Consider the following 14215-nt stretch of genomic DNA (forward strand, 5'->3'; position numbering starts at 1 on the left):
GCACTCATGACAATGGCCCGCCGCGGATGGTCTTCTCGATACCGCCCATGATGGTCGTGCCGTCCTCGACGGCGAGCGCGGCATACCAGGCCCGGGTGGCCGCAGGATTCGCGCCATGGGTGGTCTCGGCGCGCTTGCGGGCGCGAGCGACGATTTCGCCGACCCGCGCGACCCGTGCCGCGTCGTAGGCCTTGAGTGCGGCAGCAATGTCGCCCTCGGCATTTTCCAGCACCCGGGCCAGCACCCAACCGTCCTCCATGGCCTGGCAGCCGCCCTGGCCCAGGTCGGGGGCCATGCCATGCGCGGCGTCGCCGATGATCGCCGTGCGCTGACCGACCAGCCGGTCCAGCGGCTCGATATCGTGGATCTCGACGCGGGCCATCTGCGCCGGCTCGAAGCGCTCGATCAACCGCTGTACCGGAGCCGCCCAGCCGGCGAAATGTTCACGCAATTCGTCGCGGTAGCGCGCCGGGTCGCTGGCGGTGCCGGCTGGCAGCGGCACGTCGAAGAAGCAGTAGAACTCGGGGTTGGCGGCGTCGCCGCTCATCGGCATCAGCGACACCCGCTGATGCTCGCCGACGTACTGCACCCAGTGATCGAGCGGCGCCAGGTCGGCGCTGGCCGGCACGCGCACGTTCCAGTTGACGTAACCGCAGTAACGCCGTGCCACGCGATGGCCGAGCACTTTCTCGCGCAGCCGCGAATGGGTGCCGTCGGCGATCACCAGCAGATCGGCGGTTTGTCGGCTGCCATCGTCGAAATGCGCGGTGACGCCCTCGGCGTCGCTGTCGAAATCGCTGCATGTCACTCCCAGGCGCACATTGCGCTCGCCCACCGCCTCGAGCAGCAGGCGCTGCAGCTCGGCGCGGGCAATTGGACAGGCGCGCTGGCCGACCGCCTGGTAAAGGGGCGCGAGGCTGAATTCGCTGAGCGTCTCGCCATCCCTGGTGGCGTAGCGCATATGCCGCATGTCGCCGCTGACGCGTTCGACGGCCTCGCCGAGGCCCAGCCGCTTGAGTACCTTGACGCCGTTGGACCACACCGAGATCGCCGCACCCACCGGCCGTAGCTCGCTGACCCGGTCGACCACGCTGACCCGATGGCCGGCCTGTTGCAGCGCCAGCGCGGCGGTCAGTCCGCCCATGCCGGCGCCGATGACGAGGAGGTTCAAAGCGGCCATGATGCGTTCCGTGGTTGTCGATGAGGTGACCGGGTCCGAATTGCGGCTTGACCGATCGTTCAGGTTTCATGCTAAGCGATCTCTCGAGGCGTCTGCAAAGCGCCTGGCATGTCGTGTCGCGGCTCGCAGACAGTCATGTCGATCTTCCGATTGGAGGAATCTGCGTACCATGGACACCCCAGCGGCAGAATAAAGCGATTACCGGGAGGAATATGACTATTTACCGGCAGCGGGGCTATCGGCGGGTTGCGCCGCAGATGCTCAGCGAGGCCTTGGCGTCAGCGGATGATGCGCTGCTGTATATCGACGGCCTGGGGCCGCTGGAAAAACTCGGCGAGGCGCGCCATGGGCGCCTGCTGCTGGCGCATGGGGCGGGCGCCGGGCAGGATGCCGCGTTCATGCGCCAGCTGCGCCAGGCCCTGGCGGACGAAGGCGTGCAGACCCTGGCATTGGAGTTCGCCTACATGCAGCGCATGCGCGAGGAGCAGCGTCGCCGGCCGCCACCGCGTGCCGAGCGGTTGGTCGAGGAGCTGCGCCGTTGGCGCGAGGCGCTCGATGTCGCGGGGCTGGCGCCGGCCTGGCTGGGCGGCAAGTCGCTGGGCGGGCGGGTCGCCAGTCTGCTCGCCGCCGAGGACGGCGCGCCCGGGCTGATCCTGTGCAGCTATCCCTTTCATCCGCCGGGCAAGCCCGAGCGCACGCGGCTGGCGCACTGGCCGACGTTGCGCTGTCCGACGCTGGTCCTGCAGGGCACGCGCGACCCATTCGGTAGCCAGGAGGAGGTCGCCGGTTATACACTGCCGAGCGGCGCCGAGGTGCATTTTCTCGCCGACGGCGAGCATGACTGGCGGCCGCGCCGCGCCACCGGGCGCAGTCAGCAATCGCTGATCGACGAGGCCGCGGCGGTCGCCGCCCGCTGGATGGCCAAGACGCGGTGAGACGTGCTTCAAGCACCGGGACGCTGTCGAAAAGGCGTTGACATTCCGACGTTGCCCGGTAGAATGCAGCGCCACGTGACCGGGTGGTTAGCTCAGTTGGGAGAGCACCAGCCTTACAAGCTGGGGGTCACTGGTTCGAACCCAGTACCACCCACCAAATCACGTTGCGAAGACATGCGGACCGGTAGTTCAGTCGGTTAGAATGCCGGCCTGTCACGCCGGAGGTCGCGGGTTCGAGTCCCGTCCGGTCCGCCATTCTTCGTGCCGATTTCGCCTGGCGATTTCGGATTGACCAGGCAGCTGCGTGTTGACGGCGGTGACAGCCCGATGCGTTGAAAATGGACCGGTAGTTCAGTCGGTTAGAATGCCGGCCTGTCACGCCGGAGGTCGCGGGTTCGAGTCCCGTCCGGTCCGCCATGTCTGTCGAGATTCTGCTACAGGTTCTCTACTAGTAGATTCTCTAGTAGCCCCGCTAACTTGTGTAGCGCATTCGATGGGTGATTAGCTCAGTTGGTTAGAGCACCAGCTTCACATGCTGGGGGTCACTGGTTCGAGTCCAGTATCACCCACCACGCGGATATAATGCGGACCGGTAGTTCAGTCGGTTAGAATGCCGGCCTGTCACGCCGGAGGTCGCGGGTTCGAGTCCCGTCCGGTCCGCCATTTCCCTCCCTGCACCATTCGCCGCCTCGCATTGCCGGGCAGGCCCCACGCGTCCAGCCTGTCTTCCGTCTTCCGTCTTCCGTCTTCCGTCTTCCGTCTTCCGTCTTCCGTCTTTGGCCTTGGTCGCGATTGTTTCCATGCGGCGATTCGCTACACTGTTCATACAGTTGTTTGAATCTTGCCGAGGAACCTCCGTGACCGCTTATCCGCACCTGTTCCAGCCGTTGCAGCTGGGCTCGATCACCTTGCCGAATCGCGTCCTGATGGGCTCCATGCACACCAATCTCGAGGAAGCGCCGGACGGGTTTGCGCGGCTGGCGGCGTTCTATGCCGAGCGCACGCGCGCCGGCGTGGGGCTGATCGTTACCGGCGGGATCGCACCCAACGCCGAAGGGGCGGTGTTTCACGGCGCGGCCAAGCTGACCAGCACCGCAGAAGCCGATCGGCACCGTGTCGTCACCACGGCGGTTCACGAGGCGGGCGGGCGCATCTGCCTGCAGATCCTGCACGCTGGACGCTACGCCTATTCCCCCGATCTGGTGGCGCCTTCGGCGATTCAGGCGCCGATCAACCCTTACCCGCCGCGCGCGCTCGATGGCGACGAAATCGAGCGGACGATCGCCGATTACGTCGAGTGCGCGCGGCTGGCCGGCGAGGCCGGCTACGACGGCGTCGAAGTGATGGGCTCCGAGGGCTATCTGATCAACCAGTTCGTCTGCGCGCGCACCAATCGGCGCGACGATGAATGGGGCGGGCCGTTCGAGAACCGCATGCGCTTTGCAGTGGCGATCGTCGAGCGCATCCGCGAGGCGCTGGGCGAGGCGTTTCTGATCATCTTCCGGCTGTCGATGATCGACCTGGTCGAGGAGGGCAGCACCTGGCAGGAGGTGGTCGCGCTGGGGCGCGCCGTCGAGGCCGCCGGGGCGGGCCTGATCAATACCGGCATCGGCTGGCACGAGGCGCGGGTGCCGACCATCGTCACCAGCGTGCCGCGGGCAGTGTTCAGCGAACTGACCCGGCGCATGAAGGCCGAGCTCAAGGTGCCGTTGATCACCACCAACCGCATCAACATGCCCGAGATCGCCGAGCGGGTGCTGGCCGACGGCCACGCCGACATGGTCTCGATGGCCCGCCCGTTCCTTGCCGATCCGCAGTGGGTGAGCAAGGCGCGCGCCGGCGACAGCGCGGCGATCAATACCTGCATCGCCTGCAACCAGGCGTGCCTGGACCATACCTTCCAGGGCAGGCTGACTTCGTGCCTGGTCAATCCGCGCGCCTGTCACGAGACCGAGCTGACGATCGCGCCGGCCGATACGCCCAAGTCGGTGGCGGTGGTTGGTGCCGGGCCGGCGGGGCTGGCCAGCGCAGTGACCGCGGCCCAGCGCGGCCACCGGGTGGTGCTGTTCGAGCGCCAGGCCGACATCGGCGGCCAGTTCAACTTCGCCCGCCTGATTCCCGGCAAGGAGGAGTTCGCCGAGACGCTGCGCTACTACCGCGAGATGCTCGAACGTCATGGCGTCGATGTGCGTCTCGGAACCGCCGCGGATATCGAATCGCTGCGCGGCTTCGACGCGGTGATCCTGGCCAGCGGGGTGCGTCCGCGCGCGCTCGAGCTGCCCGGCAGCGATCATCCCAGCGTCATCGACTACCCGACGGCGATCCGTCATCCCGAGCGGGTCGGGCGGCGGGTGGCGATCGTCGGCGCCGGCGGCATCGGCTTCGACGTCGCCGAGCTGTTGAGTCATGCGGGGCATCCGGCGCTCGACCCCGCCGCCTGGTGCGCCGAATGGGGGGTCGACCTGACGGTCGACGGGCCCGGCGGTCTCAAGCCGTCGGCGGCGGTGGCGTCGCCGCGCCAGATCCATCTGCTGCAGCGCAAGACCTCGAAGCCGGGCAAGGGGCTGGGCACCACCACCGGCTGGGTGCATCGCGCCGCGTTGCGCCATCGCGGGGTGGAAAGCTGGGCGGGCTGCGAGTATCTGGGTATCGACGACGCCGGGCTGACGCTGCGCGTCGACGGCGAGCGGCGGCGCCTGGCGGTCGACAGCATCGTGATCTGCGCCGGTCAGGAGTCGGTGATCGAACTGCTCGAGCCACTGCGCGCCGCCGGGGTGGCGGTGCAGGTGATCGGCGGTGCCGAGAAGGCCGCCGAGCTGGATGCCAAGCGGGCCATCGATCAGGGCACCCGGGTGGCCGCGGCGCTCTAGCGCGGCGGCTCGCGTGCAGCGCGCACAGTGGTAGACTCATGTAGCGTGTTACCCACGCGACGCCGGGCCGCGATGGCACCCAGTCGTGGCTTGCAACCATAACAGCCCTCAAAGGAAGCCGACATGCCCGCCGATTGCTCTCCACGCTTCGTGGCCAGCGACAATACCTCTGGCATCTGCCCTGAGGCGCTGGAGTACCTGCTCAAGGCCAACGCCTGCGATGATCTCGCCTACGGCAACGACAGCTGGACCCAGCGTGCCGCGGATCGCTTTCGCAGCTTCTTCGACTATGACTGCGAGGTGTTCTTCGTCTTCAACGGCACCGCCGCCAACTCGCTGTCGCTGGCGGCCATGGGCCAGAGCTATCACAGCGTGATCTGCCATGAGCTGGCACATATCGAGACCGATGAGTGCGGCGGTCCGGAATTCTTTTCCAACGGCTCCAAGCTGCTGACCGCCAGCGGCGCTGACGGCAAGCTCACTCCCCAAGGCATCGAGCGGCTGGTCACCAAGCGTAGCGACATCCACTATCCCAAGCCGCGGGTGGTCTCGATCACCCAGGCCACCGAGGTGGGAACGGTCTATACCCGCGAGGAACTGCTCGGTATCCGGGCGATGGCCGACAAGTACGATCTGCGGCTGCACATGGACGGCGCGCGCTTCGCCAATGCCTGTGCCTCGCTCGCGGCCTCGCCGGCCGAACTGACCTGGCAGGCCGGGGTCGACGTGCTGTGCTTCTCGGGGACCAAGAACGGCTTGCCGATGGGCGAGGCGGTGGTCTTCTTCAACCGCGAGCTGGCCGAGGATTTTGACTATCGCTGCAAGCAGGCCGGTCAGCTGGCCTCCAAGATGCGGTTTATCGCCGCACCCTGGCTGGGGCTGATCGAGACCGGCGCATGGCTGGACAACGCCAGTCATGCCAATGCCATGGCCGGCTACCTGGCAGACGGGCTGGCGGCGCTGCCCGGCACCGAGCTGATGTTCCCGGCCCAGGCCAACAGCGTGTTCGTCAAGCTGCCGCCGGCGGTGCTGGCCCGGTTGCGCGAACTCGGCTGGACCTTCTATACCTTCATAGGCGCTGGCGGCGCTCGCTTCGTGTGCGCCTGGAATACCACCACAGAGCTGCTCGATGACTTGTTGAGCGATATTCGTCTAGCGCTGGAGGCGAGCCATTCCAATGTCGGTTGAGCAGTTTTCGGCATCGTCATCGAACCAAATGGGCCGCCCGGAGCTCTTAGAAAAAAGCGGGGCGCCATGCGGTTGCGTTGAAAGACCTCATGCCAGGCTCTCCCTTGCAAGCGCTTTAATCCGTCTACGCTGATTGATACGCCAGCCCGGTAGTCGTTGTCTGTCCTCAGCGGCCGGGTGTCGCGATCCAAGGAGGCCTCAATGAGCATCTTTGATCATGTCCAGAGCCGTTACGAGCAGGTTCGCCAGGAAGAGATGAGTCTGCAGGAATACCTGGAACTGTGCCGCAAGGACCCTGGCGTCTATGCCAGTGCCTCGGAGCGCATGTTGCAGGCCATCGGCGAACCCCAGGTCATCGATACGTCGAAGGATTCTCGCCTGTCGCGTATCTTCACCAACAAGGTCATTCGGCGTTATCCCGCCTTTTCGGAGTTCTACGGCATGGAAGAGGCGATCGAGCAGATCGTCGCCTACTTCCGGCATGCCGCCCAGGGCCTCGAGGAGCGCAAGCAGATCCTTTATCTGCTGGGCCCGGTCGGCGGCGGCAAGTCGTCGCTGGCCGAGCGGCTCAAGCTGCTCATGGAGCGCATTCCGTTCTATGCCATCAAGGGCTCGCCGGTGTTCGAGTCGCCGCTGGGGCTGTTCTCGCCGGAGGAGGACGGCGAGCTGCTCGAGAAGGAATACAACATTCCCCAGCGCTATCTGAAGAGCGTGATGTCGCCGTGGGCGGCCAAGCGGCTCAAGGAATATGGCGGCGACATCTCGCAGTTCCGGGTGGTGCGTCTGTACCCCTCGCGACTCAATCAGATCGCCGTGTCCAAGACCGAGCCCGGCGACGAGAACAACCAGGATATCTCCTCGCTGGTCGGCAAGGTCGATATCCGTCAGCTCGAGCTGTATTCCCAGGACGACCCCGACGCCTACAGCTTCTCCGGCGGGTTGTGCAAGGCCAACCAGGGGATCATGGAATTCGTCGAGATGTTCAAGGCGCCGATCAAGGTGCTGCATCCGTTGCTGACCGCCACTCAGGAGGGCAACTACAACCCCACCGAAGGCATGGGCGCGATTCCCTTCGACGGCGTGGTGCTCGCCCACTCCAACGAGAGCGAATGGCAGACGTTCCGCAACAACCGCAACAACGAGGCGTTCCTCGATCGCGTCTACATCGTCAAGGTGCCGTATTGCCTGCGCGTCTCCGAGGAGATCAACATCTACAAGAAGCTGCTCGAGCATTCGTCGCTGTCCGAGGCGCCCTGCGCGCCGGACACCCTGCGGCTGCTGGCGCAGTTCTCGATTCTCTCGCGGCTCAAGGAGCCGGAAAACTCGAGCATCTATTCGAAGATGCGCGTCTACGACGGCGAGAACCTCAAGGATACCGACCCCAAGGCCAAGTCGATCCAGGAGTATCGCGACAGCGCGGGTGTCGAGGAAGGCATGGACGGGCTGTCGACGCGCTTCGCCTTCAAGATCCTGTCCAAGGTCTTCAACTTCGATTCCCACGAGATCGCCGCCAACCCGGTGCACCTGCTGTACGTCCTCGAGCAGCGCCTCGAGCATGAACAGCTGCCCAAGGAAGCCCATGAGCGCTACCTGCGCTTCATCAAGGAGTACCTGGCGCCGCGCTATGTCGACTTCATCGGCAAGGAGATCCAGACCGCCTATCTCGAGTCCTACAGCGAGTACGGTCAGAACATCTTCGATCGCTACGTCACCTACGCCGACTTCTGGATCCAGGACCAGGAATATCGCGATCCCGAGACCGGTGAGCTGTTCAACCGCCAGGCGCTCAACGAGGAGCTCGAGAAGATCGAGAAGCCGGCGGGCATCTCCAACCCCAAGGACTTCCGCCACGAGGTGGTCAACTTCGTGCTGCGCGCGCGCGCCCAGAACAACGGCATGAACCCCAGTTGGCAGTCCTACGAGAAGCTCAAGGGGGTCATCGAGCAGAAGATGTTCGCCAACACCGAGGAGTTGCTGCCGGTGATCTCCTTCAACGCCAAGGCCTCGGCGGCCGATCAGCGCAAGCACGAGGATTTCGTCGCCCGAATGGTCGATCGGGGGTATACCGAGAAGCAGGTGCGCTTGCTGTCCGAATGGTATCTGCGCGTGCGCAAGTCGCACTGACGGTTGGTACTGACGATGGTTGCCCAGGCGACGGTGAAGGCGGGGCGTTGGTGCCCCGCGTTTCGCGTCGCAACCCGCACGGGAGGCACGCATGAGCTATTTCATCGATCGACGTCCCAACGCCCGGCACAAGAGCGAGGTCAATCGACAGCGCTTTCTGGACCGCTACCGAACGCACATCAAGCGCTCGGTGGAGGAGGCCGTCAACCGCCGCTCGATCACCGACATGGAGCGCGGCGAGAAGGTCTCGATTCCCGCCCGCGACATCTCCGAGCCGGTCTTCCAGCACGGGCCCGGCGGCCGCCGTAACGTGGTCAGCCCGGGCAACAAGGAGTTCGTCGAGGGCGACCGCCTCAAGCGCCCCAGCGGCGGCGGTGGGGGTGGCGGCAGCGGCGAAGGCGGGGCGTCCAATCAGGGCGAGGGCATGGATGAGTTCGCCTTCTCGCTGAGTCGCGAGGAGTTCCTCGATTTCGTCTTCGACGGCCTGGAGTTGCCGCACCTCGAGCGCAAGCAGCTCAAGGATCTCGAGGAGGTGCGCCCGGTACGGGCCGGACTGACCCGCGAGGGGGTGCCGGCGCGCATCAACATCGTGCGCTCGATGCGCGAGGCACAGGCCCGGCGCATCGCCATGCGCGCCCCGCTGCGGCGTGCGCTGCGCGCAGCCGAACAAGCGCTCGCAACCGAGGAGCGCAAGGACCCGGTGTTGCGCAACCCGGCGCGCATCCAGGAGCTCAAGGCGGAGATCGAACGCCTCGAGCAGCGCATCGAGGCGGTGCCGTTCATCGATACCTTCGATCTGCGCTACAACAACCTGATCGACCAGCCGCAACCCTCCAACAAGGCGGTGATGTTCTGCGTGATGGACGTCTCGGGATCGATGACCCAGGCCCACAAGGACATCGCCAAGCGCTTCTTCCTGTTGCTCTATCTGTTCCTGGAGCGCAACTACGAGAAAGTCGAGCTGGTCTTCGTGCGCCACCATACCGCCGCCAAGGAGGTCGACGAGGAGGAGTTCTTCTACTCGCGCGAGACCGGCGGCACCATCGTGTCCAGTGCCCTGACGCTGGTCGACGAGATCATTCGCGCGCGCTATCCGGCAAACCAGTGGAACCTGTACGTGGCCCAGGCCTCGGACGGCGACAACTGGGACGACGATTCCACCACCTGCCGTCAGTTGCTGGTCAAGTCGCTGATGCCGCGACTGCAGTATTTCACTTACGTGGAGATCACCCCGCACGCCCATCAGGCGCTCTGGGAGGAATACGAGAGCGTCCAGGCCAGTTTTCCGGAGCGTTTCGCCATGCGTCAGATCGTCGAGGGCGGCGACATCTACCCGGTTTTCCGCGAACTCTTCCGGCGCCGCGCCACGCAGTGAGCTTTGGCCCATCAGCAGCATGGGCACAGGAGGCCGTATGACCCGACGCGAACCCATCGCCACCGGCTCGGATTGGGACTTCGAAACGTTGACCGCCTACGAGCGGGAGATCGCCCGTCTGGCCGATGAGTACCGGCTCGACACCTATCCCAACCAGATCGAGATCATCACCTCGGAACAGATGATGGACGCCTACGCCAGCGTGGGCATGCCGATCGGTTACCACCACTGGTCGTTCGGCAAGCAGTTCCTGTCGGTGGAGCAGGCCTACCGGCGCGGGCAGATGGGGCTGGCCTACGAGCTGGTGATCAATTCCGATCCCTGCATCGCCTACCTGATGGAGGAGAACACGCTGATGATGCAGGTGCTGGTCATGGCGCACGCCTGCTATGGCCACAACTCGTTCTTCAAGGGCAATTACCTGTTCCGTACCTGGACCGATGCCTCGGCGATCGTCGACTACCTGGTGTTTGCCCGCAAGTACGTCGCCGAATGTGAGGAGCGTCACGGCGTGGCCGCCGTCGAGCAGTTGCTCGACGCTTGCCACGCGTTGCAGAATCATGGCGTCGATCGTTACAAGCGGCCCTCGCCGATCTCTCCCGAGGAGGAGGCGCGGCGCCAGGTGGAGCGTGCCGAATACCTGCAGTCGCAGGTCAACCTGCTGTGGCGAACGATCCCCGACAACTCCGCCGACAGCGGCCCGCACAGTGACGACGAGGATCCGCTCGGCCTGCACCAGTACGGCCGCTACCCGGCCGAGCCGCAGGAGAACCTGCTCTACTTCATCGAGAAGAACGCGCCGTTGCTGGAGCCCTGGCAGCGTGAGCTGGTGCGCATCGTGCGCAAGCTGGCGCAGTATTTCTATCCCCAGCGCCAGACCCAGGTGATGAACGAGGGTTGGGCGACGTTCTGGCATTACACCATCATGAACCGGCTTTACGACGAGGGGCTGGTCGACGAGGGATTGGTCCTCGAGTTCCTGCAGTCGCACACCGCGGTGGTCAGCCAGCAGGGCTTCGATAGCCCCTATTTCAACGGCATCAATCCCTATGCGCTGGGCTTTGCGATGTTCAGCGACATCAAGCGCATCTGCGAGGAGCCCACCGCCGAGGATCGCGAGTGGTTTCCCGACATGGCCGGCAGCGACTGGCTGGAGACGCTGCACTTCGCGATGCGCAACTTCAAGGATGAATCGTTCATCCAGCAGTTCCTGTCGCCCAGGGTGATTCGCGATCTCAAGCTGTTCTCGCTGGTCGACGACGATCAGGACGAGATGCTGACCATCGCGGCGATCCATGATGACCGCGGCTATCGGCGGGTGCGCGAGGCGCTGTCGACCCAGTACGCGCTCTCGGTGCGCGAGCCCAATATCCAGGTCTGGCAGGCCGACATTCGCGGCGACCGCTCACTGACCCTGCACCACGTGCAGGATCGGCGCCGGCCGCTGGCCAAGAGCGTCTATCCGGTGTTGCGCTACCTGCACCAGCTATGGGGATTCCCGGTCAAGCTGCACTCCATCGAGGACGACGACGTCGTGCGCCGCTATCAATGGCCGTTACCCGCCGATCTTGAGGAGCGCGCGTAGCCGGCGTCAGGCGCGGGTCCACGACTGGCACCAGCCGCCCGGCGCCACGCTGTAGCCAGGGAACAATCGGCAACCCTGGTTGGCTTTGGTGTAGAACATGCAATTGTCGCAGCGCTCGCCCGGCGAATAGGCCGGCTGATCGCTGGCCTGGCTGGCCTGGGTGACGTAGTTGAGCGCCTTGGCCTGGGGGAGGCTCGGGTCGAGCGGCGGTAGTTGCTGGGCGAGCGCCTTGTGGGACAGCACGCCGGCGCCGAAGGGCAGTGCAGCGAGGCCGAGCAGGCTGTGGCGTATGAAATCGCGGCGGCTGTGATGGGCCATGGAATCTCCTGGATTCGAGCGGGACGATTGCAGGACCGGCTCGCTGGAAGTGCTGGATCGCGGTGTCGGTCCGCGTTGGAGGGGCGTTTTTTGCCTCTGATGTGCCGCTGTCAAGCTTAATTGAAAACTGGCGAGTATAATGGATGGATTCATCCTAGCCGATCCCGTCCCGCTGCGATGAGTCGTGCGGCAATCGGCCGCATCAGGTCAAGGAGACGTCATGCGTTTCACCACATTCGAAAGCCCGGTCGGGATGCTCACCCTGGCGGGCGACGAGGCCGGCTTGCGCCATCTGTATTTTGCCGTGGATGGTTCGGGCGACGCGTCGCCGGGCGACGCTGTCACTGCCGGTTGGCAGCGTGACGACGAGGGGCTGAGTCAGGCACGCGACGAAGTGCTGGCCTACCTGGCCGGGCGGCGGCGCAGCTTCAACATGGATATTGCGCCCGAGGGCAGCCAGGCGCAGCGCGAAGTGTGGGCGGCGCTGATGCGCATCCCCTATGGCACTACGCGCACCTATGGCGAACTGGCCCAGCGATTGGGCGAAGAACGTGCGGTGATTACCGTAAGCAGCGCGATCGCCGCCAACCCGCTTCCCATCCTGGTGCCCTGCCACCGGGTCGTCGCCGCCAACCGGCTGGGCAGCTACCCTGGCGGCGAGGCGCTCAAGCGCAAGTTGCTCGCCATGGAGGCGGACGAGTCAACAGGTGTCATCTCTGCCTCCTGAGCGACACGGCTGGTATACTTCTGCGCAACCGTGAGCCGTCGGCTCGCGCCGGTAGCGAGGAGAGACCGATGCAAAACGCCGTGATCCTGATCAATGCCGAGAAAGGCCGCATCAACAGCGTCGCCGAGCGCTTGGCCGAACTCACCGGTATCAGCGAAGTGTATTCGACCTGTGGCCGTTACGACCTGGTCGCCATTGCCCGTACGCCCGATTTCGAGAGTCTCGCCACGCTGGTTACCGAGCGTCTGAACCAGGTCGAGGGCATTCGCGAGACCGAGACGCTCAACGCCATGCAGGTGCACTCGCGGCACGATCTCGAAACCATGTTCAGCGTAGGTTTCTGATGGCCGCCGGGCGACTGCCTCCCGTGGCGAGCGGGCGATGATCGGCGCGCTGCCTTTCATGCGCCGCCAGGTGCGCAACCTGGGCGTCGCGCTGGCCTTCGTGGTGGTCGCCAGCGGGCTGTGGTACTGGCAGGAGCGCGACGTGCGCGAGCGGCTGGTGTGGATGGGCATACCCGACTGGTCGCTCGACAATCCGCTGGCGGTGAACCGCGTGCTGCGCAACGACGGCGTGCTGGTCGGCTGGTCGGACCTGCGCGTCAACCCGTTATGGGTCAGCTACCAGCTGAGCGCGGTGGACGATGCGCGAATCGGCGAGCGGCCCGATTTTCGCCGCGATTGGCGAACCCTGTGGCCGATCACCGCCGGCAACTATTCCGGCAGCGGCTACGATCGCGGACACATGGCGCCCAATTACGCGATCGCGGTCAGTTATGGGCGCGAGGCTCAGCGCCAGACCTTCCTGATGTCGAACATCTCGCCGCAGCGTCCCGGCCTCAACCGGCGGCTCTGGCAACGCCTCGAGGAAGTGGTGATCGATCGTTTCGCGGCGCGCTTCGGCACCTTGCAGGTGATCACCGGGCCGATCTTCGCGGAAGGCATCGGCGGCGTGTTCAACCGGGTGGGGCTCGTCGAGGTGCCCGAGGCGTTCTACAAGATCGTCGTGGTGCCGAGCAGCGAACCGCGGGCGCTGGCCTTCGTCATGCCGCAGGATGTCGCCGGCAACGAGCCGCTCGATCGCTACCTGGTGAGCATCGACGAAGTCGAGGCGCGTACCGGGCTGGATTTCTTCCCGCAGTTGCCGGGGCCGATCGAACATCGTCTGGAATCGTCGGTGAAAACCGCCGGCTGGCAGTTGTCGCAGGTGGCGCGTCTGCCGTCGCGTTACTGAAGCGGTGAGTGCGAGTCAGCGATGCGTGCCCGAGCGTCATTCACGGGCGATAACCATTGCGCAAGAGCAGCGCAGCGCGAGAGGGGAGTGATCGGCTCATGATACGGATGGTGCCCAGGAGAGGACTTGAACCTCCACGTCCGTAAGGACACTAGCACCTGAAGCTAGCGCGTCTACCAATTCCGCCACCTGGGCGTATCATGCCGGCCTGTATTCGCGTGGTGCCCAGGAGAGGACTTGAACCTCCACGTCCGTAAGGACACTAGCACCTGAAGCTAGCGCGTCTACCAATTCCGCCACCTGGGCGAATACATGGCCATCGATCGGGGTGTTGCAACTGTCTATCAAGGGCTGTCTATCAAGGGCTGTCTATCAAGGGTTTCACCCAACAGGGGACTTTCACCCCGACATTGTCTCGACAAGCAAGACTTCGTCATTCTGGTGCCCAGGAGAGGACTTGAACCTCCACATCCGTAAGGATACTAGCACCTGAAGCTAGCGCGTCTACCAATTCCGCCACCTGGGCAAGTGGCCACGAATCATACCGATTTCATGCCCGAATGCAAGAGGCAAACGGCGGATTTGCAAGGCGGCGTAGCGGCAATGGTTGGGTCGCATCCCGCGCGGCGCTATACTGCGCGCATGACATTATATCCACTCGTCCTTTCGCGTTTGCCACG

11 protein-coding genes and 8 tRNA genes are annotated in these 14215 nt (G+C 64.7%); 14 read left to right on the forward strand and 5 right to left on the reverse strand.

Annotation, left to right across the window (positions count from 1 at the left end):
• Positions 1–4: 4 nt before the first annotated feature.
• Entirely contained in the window at positions 5–1180 is a 1176-nt protein-coding gene (gene hpxO, locus K7I12_RS05770; protein ID WP_231663410.1) for an FAD-dependent urate hydroxylase HpxO, read from the reverse strand.
• 212 nt (positions 1181–1392) lie between these two features.
• On the opposite strand from hpxO, the gene K7I12_RS05775 reads away from it, so the two are divergent.
• The 11 genes from K7I12_RS05775 (at position 1393) to K7I12_RS05825 (ending at position 11257) form a co-directional block, all read left to right on the forward strand.
• Positions 1393–2115 carry an alpha/beta family hydrolase gene (locus K7I12_RS05775; protein WP_031382347.1) on the forward strand — a complete coding sequence of 241 codons (723 nt, stop codon included), beginning with the start codon at positions 1393–1395 and terminating at the stop codon, positions 2113–2115.
• Between the two features lie 81 nt (positions 2116–2196).
• Positions 2197–2272 (forward strand) — tRNA-Val (locus K7I12_RS05780).
• Positions 2273–2293: 21 nt separating this feature from the next.
• Positions 2294–2370 (forward strand) — tRNA-Asp (locus K7I12_RS05785).
• 85 nt (positions 2371–2455) lie between these two features.
• Positions 2456–2532 (forward strand) — tRNA-Asp (locus tag K7I12_RS05790).
• Between the two features lie 78 nt (positions 2533–2610).
• Positions 2611–2687, forward strand: a tRNA-Val gene (locus tag K7I12_RS05795).
• A gap of 14 nt (positions 2688–2701) precedes the next feature.
• Positions 2702–2778 (forward strand) — tRNA-Asp (locus K7I12_RS05800).
• A gap of 137 nt (positions 2779–2915) precedes the next feature.
• Positions 2916–4985 (forward strand): FAD-dependent oxidoreductase, encoded by a 2070-nt coding sequence (locus K7I12_RS05805; protein ID WP_084173255.1) that lies wholly within the window; start codon positions 2916–2918, stop codon positions 4983–4985.
• Positions 4986–5108: 123 nt separating this feature from the next.
• Entirely contained in the window at positions 5109–6173 is a 1065-nt protein-coding gene (locus K7I12_RS05810) for a threonine aldolase family protein (protein WP_031382349.1), read from the forward strand.
• 201 nt (positions 6174–6374) lie between these two features.
• Positions 6375–8297: a PrkA family serine protein kinase gene (locus K7I12_RS05815; protein ID WP_031382350.1), complete on the forward strand. Its 1923-nt coding sequence runs from the start codon at positions 6375–6377 to the stop codon at positions 8295–8297.
• A gap of 91 nt (positions 8298–8388) precedes the next feature.
• Positions 8389–9672, forward strand: a complete 1284-nt coding sequence (locus K7I12_RS05820) for a YeaH/YhbH family protein (RefSeq protein ID WP_231663412.1) — start codon at positions 8389–8391, stop codon at positions 9670–9672.
• A gap of 37 nt (positions 9673–9709) precedes the next feature.
• Positions 9710–11257 carry a SpoVR family protein gene (locus tag K7I12_RS05825; RefSeq protein ID WP_031382352.1) on the forward strand — a complete coding sequence of 516 codons (1548 nt, stop codon included), beginning with the start codon at positions 9710–9712 and terminating at the stop codon, positions 11255–11257.
• A 6-nt stretch (positions 11258–11263) separates the two neighbouring features.
• Here the strand turns inward: K7I12_RS05825 and K7I12_RS05830 are convergent, their stop codons facing one another.
• Positions 11264–11575: a high-potential iron-sulfur protein gene (locus K7I12_RS05830; RefSeq protein ID WP_031382353.1), complete on the reverse strand. Its 312-nt coding sequence runs from the start codon at positions 11573–11575 to the stop codon at positions 11264–11266.
• Between the two features lie 220 nt (positions 11576–11795).
• Between K7I12_RS05830 and K7I12_RS05835 the strand changes: the two genes are divergently transcribed.
• From K7I12_RS05835 to K7I12_RS05845, 3 genes are all read left to right on the forward strand, one after another.
• Positions 11796–12302, forward strand: coding sequence for a methylated-DNA--[protein]-cysteine S-methyltransferase (locus tag K7I12_RS05835; RefSeq protein ID WP_231663414.1), 507 nt, complete (start codon positions 11796–11798; stop codon positions 12300–12302).
• A gap of 68 nt (positions 12303–12370) precedes the next feature.
• A complete protein-coding gene (locus K7I12_RS05840) occupies positions 12371–12646 on the forward strand; it encodes an Lrp/AsnC family transcriptional regulator (RefSeq protein ID WP_031382355.1) in 276 nt (91 codons plus the stop codon).
• A gap of 37 nt (positions 12647–12683) precedes the next feature.
• The gene (locus K7I12_RS05845) at positions 12684–13535 is read left to right on the forward strand and encodes a DNA/RNA non-specific endonuclease (RefSeq protein WP_031382356.1); all 852 of its coding nucleotides are present in this window, start codon (positions 12684–12686) and stop codon (positions 13533–13535) included.
• 108 nt (positions 13536–13643) lie between these two features.
• Here the strand turns inward: K7I12_RS05845 and K7I12_RS05850 are convergent.
• From K7I12_RS05850 to K7I12_RS05860, 3 genes are all read right to left on the reverse strand, one after another.
• A tRNA-Leu gene (locus K7I12_RS05850) sits at positions 13644–13730 on the reverse strand.
• Positions 13731–13754: 24 nt separating this feature from the next.
• A tRNA-Leu gene (locus K7I12_RS05855) sits at positions 13755–13841 on the reverse strand.
• A 133-nt stretch (positions 13842–13974) separates the two neighbouring features.
• Positions 13975–14061: transfer RNA gene (locus K7I12_RS05860), tRNA-Leu, on the reverse strand.
• Positions 14062–14215: the final 154 nt, after the last annotated feature.

The sequence above is a fragment of the Halomonas sp. IOP_31 genome (assembly GCF_021151495.1).
Taxonomy (GTDB): domain Bacteria; phylum Pseudomonadota; class Gammaproteobacteria; order Pseudomonadales; family Halomonadaceae; genus Modicisalibacter; species Modicisalibacter zincidurans.

Bases quoted from the DNA above. Each gene is read 5' to 3' on its own strand.
- K7I12_RS05815 (WP_031382350.1), top strand. From the start codon at position 6,375: ATGAGCATCTTTGATCATGTCCAGAGCCGTTACGAGCAGGTTCGCCAG.
- K7I12_RS05805 (WP_084173255.1), top strand. From the start codon at position 2,916: ATGCGGCGATTCGCTACACTGTTCATACAGTTGTTTGAATCTTGCCGA.
- K7I12_RS05845 (WP_031382356.1), top strand. From the start codon at position 12,684: ATGATCGGCGCGCTGCCTTTCATGCGCCGCCAGGTGCGCAACCTGGGC.
- K7I12_RS05825 (WP_031382352.1), top strand. From the start codon at position 9,710: ATGACCCGACGCGAACCCATCGCCACCGGCTCGGATTGGGACTTCGAA.
- K7I12_RS05810 (WP_031382349.1), top strand. From the start codon at position 5,109: ATGCCCGCCGATTGCTCTCCACGCTTCGTGGCCAGCGACAATACCTCT.
- K7I12_RS05835 (WP_231663414.1), top strand. From the start codon at position 11,796: ATGCGTTTCACCACATTCGAAAGCCCGGTCGGGATGCTCACCCTGGCG.
- K7I12_RS05775 (WP_031382347.1), top strand. From the start codon at position 1,393: ATGACTATTTACCGGCAGCGGGGCTATCGGCGGGTTGCGCCGCAGATG.
- K7I12_RS05840 (WP_031382355.1), top strand. From the start codon at position 12,371: ATGCAAAACGCCGTGATCCTGATCAATGCCGAGAAAGGCCGCATCAAC.
- K7I12_RS05830 (WP_031382353.1), bottom strand. From the start codon at position 11,575: ATGGCCCATCACAGCCGCCGCGATTTCATACGCCACAGCCTGCTCGGC.
- hpxO (WP_231663410.1), bottom strand. From the start codon at position 1,180: ATGGCCGCTTTGAACCTCCTCGTCATCGGCGCCGGCATGGGCGGACTG.
- K7I12_RS05820 (WP_231663412.1), top strand. From the start codon at position 8,389: ATGAGCTATTTCATCGATCGACGTCCCAACGCCCGGCACAAGAGCGAG.